The organism is Mycolicibacterium sp. XJ870 (genome assembly GCF_053483975.1).
The window spans coordinates 1-14,489 of the sequence record NZ_JBEFTI010000003.1; the positions used below are offsets into that span (position 1 = coordinate 1).

14 protein-coding genes are annotated in these 14,489 nt (G+C 64.1%); 5 read left to right on the top strand and 9 right to left on the bottom strand.

Annotation, left to right across the window (positions count from 1 at the left end):
* Positions 1 to 236: 236 nt before the first annotated feature.
* From ABQF30_RS14925 to ABQF30_RS14935, 3 genes are all read left to right on the top strand, one after another.
* Positions 237 to 533 carry a hypothetical protein gene (locus tag ABQF30_RS14925; RefSeq protein ID WP_448465004.1) on the top strand — a complete coding sequence of 99 codons (297 nt, stop codon included), beginning with the start codon at positions 237 to 239 and terminating at the stop codon, positions 531 to 533.
* Between the two features lie 5 nt (positions 534 to 538).
* A complete protein-coding gene (locus ABQF30_RS14930; RefSeq protein WP_448465006.1) occupies positions 539 to 946 on the top strand; it encodes a hypothetical protein in 408 nt (135 codons plus the stop codon).
* Between the two features lie 755 nt (positions 947 to 1,701).
* Positions 1,702 to 2,556 carry a helix-turn-helix transcriptional regulator gene (locus ABQF30_RS14935; protein ID WP_448465008.1) on the top strand — a complete coding sequence of 285 codons (855 nt, stop codon included), beginning with the start codon at positions 1,702 to 1,704 and terminating at the stop codon, positions 2,554 to 2,556.
* Between the two features lie 34 nt (positions 2,557 to 2,590).
* Here the strand turns inward: ABQF30_RS14935 and ABQF30_RS14940 are convergent, their stop codons facing one another.
* The 4 genes from ABQF30_RS14940 to ABQF30_RS14955 form a co-directional block, all read right to left on the bottom strand.
* On the bottom strand, positions 2,591 to 3,412 hold the full coding sequence (locus ABQF30_RS14940) for a helix-turn-helix transcriptional regulator (RefSeq protein ID WP_448465010.1): 822 nt from the start codon (positions 3,410 to 3,412) through the stop codon (positions 2,591 to 2,593).
* A 274-nt stretch (positions 3,413 to 3,686) separates the two neighbouring features.
* Positions 3,687 to 4,178: a hypothetical protein gene (locus tag ABQF30_RS14945; RefSeq protein WP_448465012.1), complete on the bottom strand. Its 492-nt coding sequence runs from the start codon at positions 4,176 to 4,178 to the stop codon at positions 3,687 to 3,689.
* 302 nt (positions 4,179 to 4,480) lie between these two features.
* Positions 4,481 to 6,763: a hypothetical protein gene (locus ABQF30_RS14950; protein ID WP_448465013.1), complete on the bottom strand. Its 2,283-nt coding sequence runs from the start codon at positions 6,761 to 6,763 to the stop codon at positions 4,481 to 4,483.
* Between the two features lie 556 nt (positions 6,764 to 7,319).
* On the bottom strand, positions 7,320 to 8,249 hold the full coding sequence (locus ABQF30_RS14955; protein ID WP_448465015.1) for an NAD-dependent epimerase/dehydratase family protein: 930 nt from the start codon (positions 8,247 to 8,249) through the stop codon (positions 7,320 to 7,322).
* Positions 8,250 to 8,391: 142 nt separating this feature from the next.
* Here ABQF30_RS14955 and ABQF30_RS14960 point away from each other — a divergent pair, with 142 nt between their 5' ends.
* On the top strand, positions 8,392 to 9,132 hold the full coding sequence (locus ABQF30_RS14960) for a TetR/AcrR family transcriptional regulator (protein ID WP_448465017.1): 741 nt from the start codon (positions 8,392 to 8,394) through the stop codon (positions 9,130 to 9,132).
* A gap of 35 nt (positions 9,133 to 9,167) precedes the next feature.
* Here the strand turns inward: ABQF30_RS14960 and ABQF30_RS14965 are convergent, their stop codons facing one another.
* The 4 genes from ABQF30_RS14965 to ABQF30_RS14980 all read right to left on the bottom strand — a co-directional run bounded on the left by ABQF30_RS14965 (position 9,168) and on the right by ABQF30_RS14980 (position 11,915).
* Positions 9,168 to 10,394 (bottom strand): type II toxin-antitoxin system HipA family toxin, encoded by a 1,227-nt coding sequence (locus ABQF30_RS14965; protein ID WP_448465019.1) that lies wholly within the window; start codon positions 10,392 to 10,394, stop codon positions 9,168 to 9,170.
* The gene (locus ABQF30_RS14970; RefSeq protein WP_448465021.1) at positions 10,391 to 10,600 is read right to left on the bottom strand and encodes a type II toxin-antitoxin system RelB family anti-toxin; all 210 of its coding nucleotides are present in this window, start codon (positions 10,598 to 10,600) and stop codon (positions 10,391 to 10,393) included. Before ABQF30_RS14970 ends, ABQF30_RS14965 begins: the two co-directional genes overlap by 4 nt.
* A gap of 134 nt (positions 10,601 to 10,734) precedes the next feature.
* Entirely contained in the window at positions 10,735 to 11,442 is a 708-nt protein-coding gene (locus ABQF30_RS14975) for a hypothetical protein (protein WP_448465023.1), read from the bottom strand.
* 38 nt (positions 11,443 to 11,480) lie between these two features.
* Positions 11,481 to 11,915 carry a MarR family winged helix-turn-helix transcriptional regulator gene (locus tag ABQF30_RS14980; RefSeq protein WP_448465025.1) on the bottom strand — a complete coding sequence of 145 codons (435 nt, stop codon included), beginning with the start codon at positions 11,913 to 11,915 and terminating at the stop codon, positions 11,481 to 11,483.
* Between the two features lie 64 nt (positions 11,916 to 11,979).
* On the opposite strand from ABQF30_RS14980, the gene ABQF30_RS14985 reads away from it, so the two are divergent.
* A complete protein-coding gene (locus ABQF30_RS14985) occupies positions 11,980 to 12,576 on the top strand; it encodes a maleylpyruvate isomerase family mycothiol-dependent enzyme (RefSeq protein WP_448465027.1) in 597 nt (198 codons plus the stop codon).
* Here ABQF30_RS14985 and ABQF30_RS14990 read toward each other — a convergent pair.
* Entirely contained in the window at positions 12,573 to 14,420 is a 1,848-nt protein-coding gene (locus ABQF30_RS14990) for an ABC transporter ATP-binding protein (protein WP_448465029.1), read from the bottom strand. The two genes, ABQF30_RS14985 and ABQF30_RS14990, sit on opposite strands and share 4 nt — an antisense overlap.
* Positions 14,421 to 14,489 lie beyond the last annotated feature (69 nt).

Consider the following 14,489-nt stretch of genomic DNA (forward strand, 5'->3'; position numbering starts at 1 on the left):
GGGGTTTTTGGAGGGCGCCGGGGCCCCCCACCACCCCCAGGGCACCCACCCCGCCCCCCACATGGATCGCGGCACGGCCGGCATAGCGCCTCACGGTGCGTGTGAAATGCAAATCGTTTTCCGATTCGCGATTTCACACGGCAGGGTTGCGATTGTGCGGCGCCATTAGTCACGATCTAGGCTCAATACCAAGATTTGTCAGTGTCTGATGGTTCACTGGGGTTACCGTCAGCGGCGTGTCCAGCCAGGAGAAACAGCCCATGATCACGGCCGACACCCTCAGGTTCGAGCTTGAGGGCCGCCTACAACCACTTCTGCAAGACATCGGGAAGAATCACCTGAGCGTGCGGTGGGAGCCGGGCGCCCGCATCGTTCGAGTCGGCGCCTGCATCGACCATTACACGTGGGAAACCCGAATGCTGGTGCTTGAGGCACTGTTGAAGTTCGAAGAAGCCCACGCAGACGAATGGGCACTGGAGTTCGATATTTTTCCGTTGGAATCGGTGCAGAACGAGGAATTCGCCGAAGCCTGATGGGCGTGCGCAAGTGGCACCTGAAGCGTGCCGAGCACCACAAGAGTGCATCCGACCACATGCTTGGCCAGTTCGATGACTGGGCGGTAGTAGCGCTGTTCTACTCGGCGATGCACTATGTGCACTCGTCGCTCGCCGACGAACCGAGCCTGAGCAAAGACGAACGCAACCCACGCAAGCACTCAGGCGTCGAGATCGGAAACCGCGGCACCAACCAACTGGTCCGCGCGCTATATCCAGAGATCCACTTGCAGTACCGCAGTCTGTACGAGGCGTCATGGCGGACGCGCTACGACATCGCGCAGCTCGGCTCGACTGCGATCCCCTTGCTAACGGCCCAGTGGCGCGAGGTGAAGCAATTCTGCGAAGGACTGAATCAAGGCCGGCCCTGGATCCCGAGCCAGGCCAACTGACCACCCACATCGGCAATCCGATTTGCCATTTCAGCAAGCAGAAGTTGCAGGTACTCCGTATTTTCCCCGTATAAACGACCGTGATTCGTGGTGTACTTACCTGTATCCGTGCGTATCCGGAAACAGCGAGAGTGGTTGCCGTACAACACTTTCACGGACTCTCACAAACGCTGGTAACCACAAAATCGCCAAGCTGAATACGCGGGTTCGATTCCCGTCATCGGCTCCAAGCCAAACTGCGATAACGGTGTCGATCTGCCCGTTTCAGCGCCTCGGTGTCACGACGTTGTCACAACCCCGTCGAGAGTCACAGACCTAAAGACGCCTCATTGTCGGAGCGCATGAACGTCTCGTGACAACCACCCTCGGGGCGATCCACAGGTGTGCAACGGCGGCAGATTGCCGCGCTCTCACCTCCGACGAGCGAGAAGCTCTCAGGGCGAGGATTGCTATCGCAAACATTGACCGCCTCGCACACCACTTCGGTGTCGGTGAACCCGATTGGCCAAGGACTGACGCGGCTGGGCTGCCCATCGTGCAAGCCCTGTTTGACGAGCTCAAGGCCGTATGACGCCGCTTTCCCGACGTTCATTTTTACTGAAAAGCGCGAAAACTGAACACTGCCTGCAAGCGTCTCCACCGCAAGTACTCACAGTCGCTCTTTAAAATGGAAAACACTCCCAGTCGGACTTCTGCCCGCTAGTCTGCTGCCGAGATCGGCGCAGCCATGAATCGCGCAGGAGGTGCGTGTGGCGATGAAGCCCTGGAATGGCGACCGCCCCCAGACCAGACGCATCGTGCTGGGCGAGACACGCATGACCACCCGCGGCCTGTCCCTCAGATACGCCACCGAGCAGATTCACACCACCACCGACTGGTGTTGCTTCGACGAGACCCGCCACCTGATCTTCGTGCACCGTGCCGGACAGCTGCGCTCCATGGAAACCGATCTGGACTGGGGACCGTCAGGCCGGGGCGTGCCGAATGTGGGCGACGTCTGGGTGGTGCCGGCCGGCGACAAGTGCGCTTCACTGGTCGAAGGGGATACCGCGGAATATTGCGAGATCGCCATCCCGGACCGCCTGCTGGGCCCGACAACGCTGATACCGCGCGTCAAACACCGCGATCCGCTGATTCATCAGATGGTCGAGCGCATTTACGCCGTCGCCGATCGCGACGACGCTCCCGCACGACTACTCACCGACTCACTGGGCGAAACCCTGAGATTGGTGATCACCAATGTGTGCGCGGTGAATCCACCGCCCATCACCGAGCGCACGCCCCAGACCCTGGACTCGGCTACCCGCTCGATGATCGTCGCGTTCCTCGAGGACAGTCTTGATTCCGAGATCACGCTGGAATCGCTTGCACAACTGGCGAATATGCCAGTGGGCGGTTTCATCTCAGCATTCCGCGCGGCGTTTCAGACCACTCCGTACCAGTACCTGCTGGACCTGCGGATCGAACGTGCCAAGTCCCTTTTGCGGCACACTACGCGGACTGTCGCCGACATCAGTAGGGCGGTGGGGTTCTCGTCGCCGAACCACTTCGCCACGGCCTTTCGGCGCCGCGTCGGGGTGTCGCCCCGCGCCTACCGCGGCAACCGCTGAGCGCACGCAACTTCCCAGGCAGCATGACATCTGCTCATAGGCTCTTGCGGAACACGCTGGGTGAGACTCCGACGCGCCGCCGGAACGACGTCGCGAAGTGTCCTGGTGTCGAAAACCCCACTGAGGTGGCAATTTCCGCGATGCTCCGCGAGGTGGCCGCCAGAAGGATCTGGGCACGGTCGATCCGTCGGTCGAGCAGGTACTGGTACGGAGTGGTCTGAAACGACCGGCGGAACGCGCTGATGAACCCCTGGACCGACATCCCGGTCAACCGCGCCAGGGCGTCGACATGAATATCCGAGTCCAAGCTGTCGTTGAGGTACTCGACGAGCATCTTGCGGGTAACGGCATCGAAGGTGCGGCACTCTCGCTGAATCGGCGGCCCCACAGTGCACTTGTCTGCGACCAACAGACGCAGAGTCTCAGCGGCAGAGTCGGTGAGCAACCGCGCGAGGGCATCGTCACGATCAGCGACGCTGTAGATCTCCTCGACAAGGCGGTGAAACAGTGGATCCCGGTACTTGATTCGCGGCAGCAATGCGGTGTCGCCGATGACTCGGCGCGGGATCGCAATCTCGCAGATTCCCGCGACGTCACCTTGTACCAGAGCTGCACAGTGAACACCGGCGGGCTTCCACCAGATATCCCCCGCCGTCGGAGGCACCTGTCCCGACGGCCCCCAATCAAGCGCCGACTGTATCGAATGCATTGCACCGCCCCGATATACGTACACGAGATGATGGGTGTCGCTGCCGTTGCACCAATCGGTGGGTTCCGATATCTGCTCTCTCGAGAACGCCAACGACAACTCGCGTGCGGCAACGTCCTTGCGTTCCAACACAATGCGCGGGGTCATTGGCCGATCCCCATCCCACGGCTTCATCCCCATACGACCAACTCCCAGCACGCAATCGCGATCGACGTCGGCCACCCGCCGCAGGGGTGGCCGATATCAGCCAATCCGTCGGATCGCGTCTTCGACGGAATGTTCCGAAAGTCAACGAGAATTTCAAGATGTGCGCGGTGGACCTGCCCCGCTGATCGACGGCCAAACATCGAGTTCCGCGAAGACAGCATCGACTGGATCCCCACCTTGGAAACGCTTGCGCAGCAGGCGAAATGCCAGTGGATTACTTGCAGAGAGCTTCGATCCGCTCGGTATCGGCTTGCGCCTTCTGCAGCAAGCCGGCCTGGTCGGGCGCATCGTTGCCGATGCCGGCCAGCGCATTCACCGCAACCGTCTGCAGAGTGCCGGCGAATTCCTTGACCGCATCGTTGAGGTCACCGGGTGCGCCCGGATCGATATTGCCCAACAGATACGTACCACCGCCGAGCATCGACAGCCGGGCATTCGCAGCAACTGCTTGACCCGATGCGGGATTGTCCTCCGGCTGGGTGTGCGTCTGAATGGCGACCCCGGACGCGACTTTCCTGAAGTTGTCGCACGTACGCGTGCGTGCAGCGCTCACCTGTTCGGAGGTCGGCATCGCAGGCGCGGCGGCCTCGGATGCCTCGGGCTTGTCCAGCAGCGCCCAGATTGCGACTCCAGCCGCGGCCAACGCTGCCACCAATGCGACGATCGCCACGATGAGGGGGGTGCGGCTGGGCTCCAGAGCTGGCACGTGTGAGGCCGAACGTGTGCGAGTTCCCTGAACTGTTGACTCCGGCATGCGCGCGACGTTAACAGAGGCGATGGCGAATCACAGTAATTACCAGAATATTTCGTCGGATCCCTCCAGATTGGCCCCATGCGGAAGGCCAAACATACTGACTTCCAACGCAATCCACCCCCTCCGCGACGCCGAGGAGGGGGTAGATCGTCGTTGTCATGACTAGGCCAGAGCGGGATGCCTATGCCGAAGTCACGACTGGTTGTGGCGGATTACATTGGGCCGCTTGCATTTTTAATGCTCGATGGGTTGTCTCATAGACCGCCTCCGGCACCGCCGGCTCCACCTTCTCCGCCGTTCCTACCATCACTGGAATCGCTGCCGGATTCTCCGGTGCTGCCGGGGCGGCTGCCGCCGGATCCGGTGCCGCCGGTGCCGCCGGTGCCGCCGGTGCCGCCGCTGCCGGGGGGCTTGACACCGGTAGTGCTGGTGCCGCCTCTGCCGCCCGTGCCGCCCGCACCGCCGTTGATACCGCCTGCCCCGCCATCACCACCAGTCCCGCCGGCGCCGGCGCCGCTGGTGGAGCTGCCGGTGGCGATACCGCCACGGCCGCCGGTACCGCCGGTGCCGCCGGTACCGAAGATTCCGGTGCTGCTACCGCCATTTCCGCCCCGCCCGCCCATGCCCTGGAGCGCTCCGAACGTGCTGCCGTTGCCGCCTTGCCCGCCGGTGCCGCCCTGGCCGAACAGCTTTCCACCGGCGCCACCGGTGCCGCCGGTGCCGCCGGTCTTGCCCTCACCCGATTGAGAGTTGCCGCCTATCCCGCCGGTACCGCCATTGCCGACCAGGGAGATCGCGTCACCGCCTCGGCCACCGTCGCCGCCCACCCCGCCGGTGGCGATACTGCCGAGCGAGCCGGCGCCCCCCGTACCGCCGCTGCCGAACACCGCGCCGCCGGTACCTCCGTCACCGCCGGTGGGGTTGTTGGCGTTGCCAGCACCGCCGGTGCCGCCGTTGCCGATGGCGCGGGCATCACCACCAGCGCCGCCACCCAACCCGCCGGCGCCACCGTTACCGGTGAGCAGCCCACCCAGACCACCGTTCCCGCCGGTCCCGCCTGTCACACCGGCTGCCCCGCCGGTGCCGCCGGTGCCGAACACGCCGGCGTTCCCACCGGTCCCGCCGTTGCCGGTGCCGAACCCGGCCCCTCCGGCGCCGCCGTTGCCGAAGATGCCACCCTTACCGCCGATACCACCATCGGGATTGTCCACGGTGCCCGCACCGCCGGCACCACCATTGCCGATCAGACCGACACCTCCGCCGGTCCCACCGCCAAAGCCGTTGCCGCCCTGACCAAACACCATCCCGCCCCTGCCACCATCGCAGCTGGATGCGCAGTCCCCGGCCACCGTGCCGTAGCTGTAACCCTTCCCGATCAGGATCCCGGCGTTGGGATTCTCAGCAGTCCCGTCACCGACGAACATCCCGATCAGTCCACGGCCCCCCGCGTCGAAGCCACCGAGATTCACACCAGCAGGCCTGTCAGCCGGACCGCCACTGACAGCCGCGACCGAGGACGCCTCACCGCCAGACCGGCCCAGCGCGGCGATCTGTGTTCCCGGGGCGATCGGCGGGCTACCTCCGCCGCCGATCAACCCGCGCAACGCATTACCGGTCGCGTTCAGCGCTGCTGCCGGTAGGCCCTGCAGCCCTGCCCCGATATCCGCCGGGATGTTGGCCAACTCGCTGGGCGCGGGCCACTCGGTGCTCATTTGAGTGACAAGGTCCTGCCACGCCGCCCCCACGGTGCCGCCGGCCACGATGTTCTGTGCGCCCGGGGTCACAATCGCCGAGGCCACTCCGCGCGGCAGTGTCTGCGCGAACGCACCTAATATGCCGCCGCCGGTGGCGAGTCCGCCGGCGGGCCCAAGCAGGCCCCCGGCGCCCGCCCCGTTGAGGACCGCGTTGGTCACCCCGGCCGGCAGGTCAGCCAGGCCAGCAATCGTGCCCACCCAATCACCGCTGCTGGCCTCGTCATAGATGGTCTGCATGCCGGCACCGAAAGCAGCTGTGACCGCGGGAATCGTCCCCAGCAGAAACGCGGACCCCAAAGAGGTTATAAAGCCCCCTGTGACCCAGGTGACCGTGGCCGCGAGATTCGCTGCGATGTGCTGCGGGATCGCCAGCGCCGACTGCATCGGCAACAACACACTGAAGAACACCTGGAAGATCGCGTCGTTCACACCAGCCATGAACCCCACGACATCACCAGAGTCCAACGCGGCGATCGCGGTCTGCATGATCTCCGGGAACGTCGTCCCGAAGTACGTCACTGCGGCAGTGGCCGCCGCCTGAAACGCGCCGATTTCAATCGCGGCGTATTCGATCAGATTGGCCGTCACCTGCTGCGCCACAGGCGCCGGCAGCGCCGACACTTCCCGCCCCACCGTAGTCACGTTGTTAGCCGCATTGATGGCCGTGTTCAACCACGTCTGCAACGGGAACGGCGCCGCGGCCAACTCCACATCAGCGGCCACCGCAGGAACCCGCCAATCGCCCACATTCGGATCAACGGGACTGACCGGACTCAATGCCATCGCACCAGCACCAACAAGCGCGGTGGTAGCGGTGAGACATGAACGAACGGATACTTCCACTTGAGCTTCCCCTTCGAGACACAGGCGTGACGCTGGACATTGACGATTCTTTTCCGAAACGGATGCCGGCATTTGGGCCGACGGGCGAAATTTAGTCCGGCCGCCGCACCGATGTGAGCGCTTTTCTGAAACACGTTTCAGTGCCGAATTATGAACTTGCACATTCTGTTTCACTGAATGTCCAGAAAGCGAAGATGGCAGATGAGATGAGGCGTGTAAATGCCTGGTAATAGGTTGATTGCCCTCGGCCCCGTGTCAACCATCGCCAGTTCAATGTTTGCCGGTCGGCAATATTTTGAATATTACGACCCGTAGTGTTTGACGCCTCGAAGCGGGCCCTCGACCGCGCCGATATGAGACTGCCCCGCGTTTCCGGCTACCACTTGTCGGGATCAGGTTGCGATTTTCGATGCGCCACTCGAAGAACAGCTGGAGGAGACTTGCAGTCAAGGGTTCACTGTGGAATGGATGAACCCGGAGATCGCCTCCGCACGAATTAGCTGCCCCGGGCGCGGGAGGCCTCGATGGTCGCCAGCAGCGCATCGTCGGTCGGGGTGGGATGAATACCGAGAGCATCTGTTGCGGCCGACGAGTCGAGCAGGAATGGCCGCTGCAGCTGGTACTGCATCTCACGGATCTCCCGCGCGTCCTTGTTGAACAGCCCGCCAAGCCGCAGGACAGCGCCGGGCATCCGGCTCAACCGAGCAGCTGGAGCGCCGGCCAACTCGGCGGCGCGACTAGCCAGCGCCCGAACGGACAAGGGGGGTGCGGTGGGCACGTGCCACACACGACCCCACGCCTGTTCGTCGGCCGCCACGGCGACCAACGTCCGCGCCACGTCGATCGTGTGAGTCCAACTGTGCGGCGCATCCAGATCTGCTGGAACCAAGGCTCGCCTGCCGGTTAGCACCGCGGGCAGCACAATCGAAGTGAAAACAGACACCGCACCGGCGCCGAGATAATCCGATCCACGCACCTCGGCCGTGCGGATACGCCCGGCCCGATCTGCCGCCAGGGCCTCGGCCCACATACGGGCCCGGACCGCACCCTTCGTGGAGTTCGGCCGATCCGGCAACTGCTCGGTCATCGGCCCGTCGACCGCCCCGTAGCCATAGAGGTTTCCAGTGGTCAACAACACCGCACCACTCACCTCGGCGGCCCGAACCAGAGCCGCACCCAGCGGCGGCCAATCGGTCGCCCAGCGGTGGTAGGCCGGTCCCCCGCAGCTGTACAGCACAGCGGCCTGACCGGCCTGCCGACAGAGAGCGTCAACATCTGAGGCATCTATCGCGACCCGGTCGATGTTGTGGTGCTCTGGTCCGCCGCCGCTCCGAGTAAGCAGGCGGACGTGGTGTCCCTGATCCGCGAGCAACAACGCGGTCGCCGTTCCCACCGCACCAGCTCCGACGATCACTTGCAACGACATGGTCGACTACCTTCTATCCCGTGTTCCGAAACAAGAACACTGTTCTCCCAGCGCGGCTGACTATACGGCCCCTCCAGACAAGCGTCAAGAACACTGTTCTCGAAATCTTCTCCCGTTCTCGGCTGTGTGCGACACTTCGTTCATGTCTGCACCATCGCTGCGTGCCAGGGTTCGAGCTGAGATAACAGAGGAGATCAAGGCGGCGGCACGTCGCCGACTGGCGATCGATGGCGCAGCCAACCTGTCGCTGCGCGGCGTGGCCAGGGATCTCGACATCGTCGCGTCGGCCCTGTATCGGTACTTCCCCAGTCGCGATGCGCTGCTCACCGCCTTACTCGTCGATGCGTACCAAGAATTGGCCGATGTCGCCGGCAAAGCCGAGGCCGCCGTTCCCCGCGGCGATCTGCGCGGGCGCTGGCTAGAGATCGGTCGCGCGGTACGCACATGGGCCGTGGCGAACCCGGCTGAGTACGGACTGCTCTACGGCAATCCCGTCCCCGGCTATGCCGCACCGCAAGACACCGTTGAGCCCGCCTCCCAGGTGATCCTGCTGCTCGCCGGCATCCTGCGAGACGGCGCAGCCGAGGGCTCTTTGACGCCTCCGCGACGGACCGAGTTGGCCGAGCCGGTCCGGGCCGACCTGCGCAGGCTGATCGGCAAGAGGTCCGGCGATGTACCGGAGGAACTGCTGGACAGCGCACTCGCTGGCTGGAGCCATCTGTTCGGTCTGGTCAGCTTCGAAATCTTCGGCCGGCTTGGAAACATGATCGCCGCCCCCGCCGAATATCTCGACCACCAGATGGCCTTGATCGCTGACCTCGCAGGCTTGCCAGAGCGGTCACCGGCGGGCCAGGCTGACGTCGGTCCGTCCGGGACGACTTGACGGGTTCAGTGAAGGTTCCAGCGTTTCCAGCTCGACTACTGCAAGCTCCCGATTCTCGTACGCAGCATCTCAGCGAGAAGCTCGGTCTTTCGATCGTCGAAGCCGATCTGACCACACCTGTCCGGCCAGTCCCGCGCGGCGTCGATGAGTGAGTCGATCATCCTCATCGTGGCGCGCGGTCGGACACCGAGGCGTTCTCCCGCATCGACAAAGTCCGTTCGGGTAAGGCGGTTCGCGCGGCCATACAGGCTGAGCGCCATGGGGTCCCGCCACCCCGCATAGGGTTGAGTGCACAGCAAGTCGTAGGCCGGGGTGGGTTGCCACACGCCGTCCAGGTTGTAGATCGACAGGTTCTTGCCGTGCAGATCGCCGTTGCCGATAAGCCAGGAAAACACAACGGTTTTGAGCAACTCGGCGGTCGCGGCCACCTTGGAACCCCCGCCGCGAGCGCACGCCTCGGCAAGCGCGGTAATGGCCGCCTCGGTTTTGATGCGGTACTTCGAGGCGGGATAGATGTCCGCCACCTGACAGGCGTCCTCTTGGGCGATCCGAATCGGCCCGGCGCGGTCGAATCGGGTGACCAACAGTGCGCTGCGCCCGTCGGCATCGTGCAGTAGTGACGTCGCTGCGACCCGCAGCCCACAGGCCGCTGCCATCGTCATGAAGAAGTGCTCATTCTCGACGAGGAACGGGTATTGCGCGGGATTGAGTTTGAGTATCGCCGGCCCGGAACGAGTCCGGGCGGGCGCCGACAGCACGCCTGCGCTGACCTTCGGCTGAACGCCCGCCAGTCCGACCGGGTCGGCATCGACCGACCCCGTCAATCGGGCGAAGACCTCGCCGAAGTCGGTATCCCCGTCGGGTTCGAAGAGCGGCGGCGGTTGGGTCGGGTTGAACCCCGCGGGGACGACGCGAATGTTGCCGACAGTGTCGGAACCGATCGCGAGAAGCAGCGTGAGGTGATCGTCGGCCGAGGTTTTCGTCGATGACGTGACCACCCCGAGCCGAACCCCCTCAGGAAGCAGCCCGGCGAAGAACGACGGGACGGCTCCACCGGTCGTGACGACCGGGTATTCGCCGGTTCTCGGCAACGACCACGAGACCGAGCTGTCACGAACTCTCCCGGCCAGCCCCCCGTCGGAGAGGTAGACAAAGCGGACCCGATCCCCGGGCTGCCGGGTCAGTTGAGCGGCCAGATCCTCGCCGATGTAGACGTCTGCCTCGCTGACGTCCCGCAGATCGAGGCTGTCCGGACCGGTCATTCCGCTGCCACGCCGACGTCAATACGCAGGCCCAGGACTTCAGCGAGCTCAAAGACGGAGGCGAACTTGGTCGAACCGCTTCCGCGCTCAAGCGACTGGACCGTAGAACGCGAGACACCGGCCAGATCAGCAAGGTCTTGCTGGGTCAGGCGGAGCGCAATCCGTCGTTCAGCAAAGACGCGACCTATGCGTGCAATTTCAGGCATAGCTACGTCCAGGCGAGGTACCGTTCGCCTTGGCCCCGTAGCGCGGCGACTTGTGCCTGATAAATCACGCATAGCCCATGTTCACACCGATGCAGACAGCCGTCAACCATCTATGCTTGATTTTCGACGCTTAGCTAGCCGAACCGCAGTCCCGTCACCACAAAGCGCTCGACGTCAGCCACATGACCACCTGTCGACACCACCAGCGTGAGCGCGCCTGGCTGCGGTGGCACCGCCAGGGTGACCTCCGCAGACCAAGGTCGTGCTTCTCCACCGGCCGGCACGCAGCAATGCTCACCCAGCACGCCGTCCTGAGTGCTCTGCCGGACCTGCAGGCGCAGGCTTTCGTCGACGCCGGTGATCGTGCCGCCGGCTTCGATGACCGACCCAACCGTGGCGCCGTACTCCGGAGTGTCGAGGGTGAGCACGTCGTCGCGGGAACCGACGACTTCCCAGGGAGCGTTCGGCGCGGTGCCGAAGCGGGCGAGATGAATCGTCGCGACGGTGGCCGGGTTGCCGTCGCCGAGCGCGTGGCCAACCCCGACCCACGCCTCGTCGCCCTGCTCATCGACCGTGGTGGTCCGGTCGATCTCGGTGAAGCCCAGATAATTCTGGGTGAAGAACAACGCGGTCGCCGCGGGGTCCGCATGCCACCGAGACTCGGCGCCGCCCTCCTGCAGCCAACGGTCCGCATCCGCCCGCGATGCGAACGGCCAAAGTGGCTGGTAGTCAAAGGCTTCTGGTGGCGAAGCGACGGCAGATTCACCGCAGGCGACCAGCAGAACCGCGCAGAAACACACAAGAACGCGCCAAGCTCGACTCGAGATGCCCGTCGCCTCCATTGGTCCATGATGCCCGGGCGCGATGCCACTGGGAGTACTTACTGATACGGGTCGGTGATCTGCCGCAGTGCGACGAGAGCGCGACGCAGATCTCGATAAGCCTTGACACCCAGGTGTTCGCGCCATTCGCGTTCAATCGATTGAACTTCGGCAGCGGCCACCTGACATACCGCGACACCGCGATCTGCCAGCATCACCAACCTGGCGCGCGCGTCAGTGGGGTCGGGTTGACGCACGACGTATCCGGCGCGTTCCAACTCGTCCACCAGAGCGCCCGCCGTCTGCTTGGTCACCTGCGCCTGTTCCGCAAGATCGGTGAGTCGGATGCCTTCGGGATTCAATCGTTGCGCGATTCGGCACTGTGCCAGAGTCAGATCGTCAAAACCGGAAGCATGGACCGCATCCAGAATGCGGTTCTCGGCGGCCCGGTATGCGATGAACATCATCACCGCAGAGTTCGGCGCCTCGTCCACACCCTTGACTTTAGTACGAACTCCTGACTATTTTTAGTCAGGTATCCTGACTATAGGAGCAGCTGTGGAATCCGACACGATCTGGCGCACCATTGACCAACAACGTGGCGAGCTCGCCGATATTCTCGATACCCTCGCGCCGCAGCAGTGGTCGACGGCGTCGCTGTGCACGGGGTGGACGGTGCGTGACGTCGCCGTCCACATCACGCAATCCCAGTTGGGCGGGCGAGAACTCGCACTGGCGGCCGTGAAGTCGGGCTTCCGTTTCGACGCGATGATCCGGCGGGCGGCGATTGCGGATCATGCAACGCCCGAGATCATCACCGCGCGACTGCGGGCCATGGCCGGTTCGCGTCGACGCCCGCCGATGACCAAGGAAGTCGACCCGCTGATGGACGTTTTGGTACACACCCAGGACATCTGCGTGCCACTCGGCATTGAGCGGCCGATGCCGGCCCAGGCAGCAGTCGCGGTCGCGGACCGGCTGTGGCACATGAAGTTTCCCCTCAATCCACAACGCGACCTGCCGGGCTATCGCTTCGTCGCCACGGATGTCGATTTCGCGGTGGGCCCGCAATGGGGAGGCCTTCGTGAGGCGACCATTCGCGACATCGTGATGGCCCTCGCGGGGCGGCCGTCGCCGGCCTTGACGAGCATTTAGGCGCCGGGTGCCCGCTGCGTCTCGTGCAACCGCTTGTAAAGACCACCTTCGGCCATCAGAGACTGATGGTCACCCGCCTGCGCGATGCGGCCACGTTCGAGCACCAGGATGCGATCGGCAACGGCGGCAACGAAGTCCATGTCGTGACTGACCACCAAGCACGTCCGGTCGCGGGCGTACTCGCGGACCGCGCCGGCGAGCCAGGCCCGCTGGCCGGCGTCGAGGTTCTCGGTCGGTTCGTCGAGCAGCAGTACCTCGGGCCGACGTAACACGCACCGCGCCAGCGCGATGAGTCGTTTCTGCCCGCCCGACGGAATCTGCACGTCGACAACGGTGTCGTAGCCATCCTGCATTTTCATCGTGATGTCGGAGTGGATATGGGCCCGCTTGCAGGCCTCCTCGACCTCCTCGTCACTGGCGTCCGGCCGTGCCAATCGGATGTTCTCTCGGATCGTGTCTTTGGTGAAGAACGGGAACTGGGCCAGTTTGGACACCTTGTCGCGCAGCGAGGCGATGGTGACCCCCGCAATGTCGTGGCCGTCGAGCATGATCCGCCCCTGCTGCGGATCGAAGAACCGCAGCATCAGGTTGAACACCGTCGACTTGCCCGATCCGATGCCACCCACCAACGCCACTGTTTCTCCGTCTGCGATCGAGAACGACAGGCCGTCGAGAACGATCTGCTCCTGCGTGTAACCGAATGTCACGTCCTCGAATACGAGGTTGCCATGCACGTCACCGAGCGGGACCGCGTCTGGGTGATCTCGAACCGAGGGTTGGGTATCGAGCAACTCGTACGTCGAGGCCGCATTCGGCGCCACCGCGTGATATGTGGTGTAGGCGCCCAAAACCCGTTGCGCCGCACCGAACATCGTCGGCACCATCCCGGCGAACACCAACAGGCCCGCGAATGTAAGACCGAAGCTGGCGCTGAACGCGATACCGACCAACAGAACCACGACAGTGCTGAGTGCGATGAACACTTGAGACCCGTTGACGGTCGCCTGCATCCACACCACCGAGGACGCGGTGCTGTTCGCCGCCTCTTCCGATGCTTCGTGAAAACGCTTGCTGCGCAGCGCTTGTGCGTTGAGCATCTGGATCTCGGCGATCCCGCTCACCGTCTGTTCGAGCTCGGCCGCCATGGTGCGGTTGGCGTTCATCACCCGCCGCATCACCGCCTGGACCCGTCGTCCCGCGTATTTCAAGGTGATCATCGCAAGGGGCGTAAGGACCAGCGCGGCAAGGGTCATCTGCCACGAAATGGCCAGCAGATAGCCGATCACCACGATCAACACCACCGCGTCGATCAGCGGAGGCAGCAGGCAGTCTGTCAGAAGCCGTTGTACACCAGTGGATTCGACCGCGACGCGCTGTATCAGCTCCCCGGTGCGCGACCGGGCGAAGAAGTCCAGGGAAAGTGTTTGAACGTGGTCGTGGACACGTTGCCGGATATCGATCACCAGCGCCCGTTCGACCTTCGCACCCACCCATGCGTTGACGAAGTGCATGAGCTGGGCGAGCAGCAGCGAGGCCGCCCAGATCGCCAAGAGCACCGCGAAGGGCACGTGGCCGGCCACCGAACGCAACGGGCCATCCTTGCGGGCGACCAGTGGTCCGCTCAGATCCCAGACTCCGCTGAGGTGTCCGCTCTGGCCTGCATCGGCCACGACCTGGACCATCGGCCCGAAGGCAGCGACCGTCACGTACGGGAGGGCCGACGCGACGGCCCCCACCAGAACCAGGACCGCGAGCAGGCGGCGCACCGCCCAGAGCATCCGCAGGCTGCGCCACACCAGGCGGCGAGCCGACGTCTGGGCACCACTGGTTTCGGCCCGCGCCACACCGCGAATCTAAAGGTCGTCAGTGCTCACGATCCCACGACACGCTCGACAAACGCCGCCAGGCAGCGC

Coding starts and splice junctions, on each gene's coding strand:
- ABQF30_RS14970 (WP_448465021.1), bottom strand. CDS start 10,600: ATGCCTGAAATTGCACGCATAGGTCGCGTCTTTGCTGAACGACGGATT.
- ABQF30_RS14955 (WP_448465015.1), bottom strand. CDS start 8,249: ATGTCGTTGCAAGTGATCGTCGGAGCTGGTGCGGTGGGAACGGCGACC.
- ABQF30_RS14940 (WP_448465010.1), bottom strand. CDS start 3,412: ATGACCCCGCGCATTGTGTTGGAACGCAAGGACGTTGCCGCACGCGAG.
- ABQF30_RS14960 (WP_448465017.1), top strand. CDS start 8,392: ATGTCTGCACCATCGCTGCGTGCCAGGGTTCGAGCTGAGATAACAGAG.
- ABQF30_RS14950 (WP_448465013.1), bottom strand. CDS start 6,763: ATGGCATTGAGTCCGGTCAGTCCCGTTGATCCGAATGTGGGCGATTGG.
- ABQF30_RS14975 (WP_448465023.1), bottom strand. CDS start 11,442: ATGGAGGCGACGGGCATCTCGAGTCGAGCTTGGCGCGTTCTTGTGTGT.
- ABQF30_RS14965 (WP_448465019.1), bottom strand. CDS start 10,394: ATGACCGGTCCGGACAGCCTCGATCTGCGGGACGTCAGCGAGGCAGAC.
- ABQF30_RS14935 (WP_448465008.1), top strand. CDS start 1,702: ATGAAGCCCTGGAATGGCGACCGCCCCCAGACCAGACGCATCGTGCTG.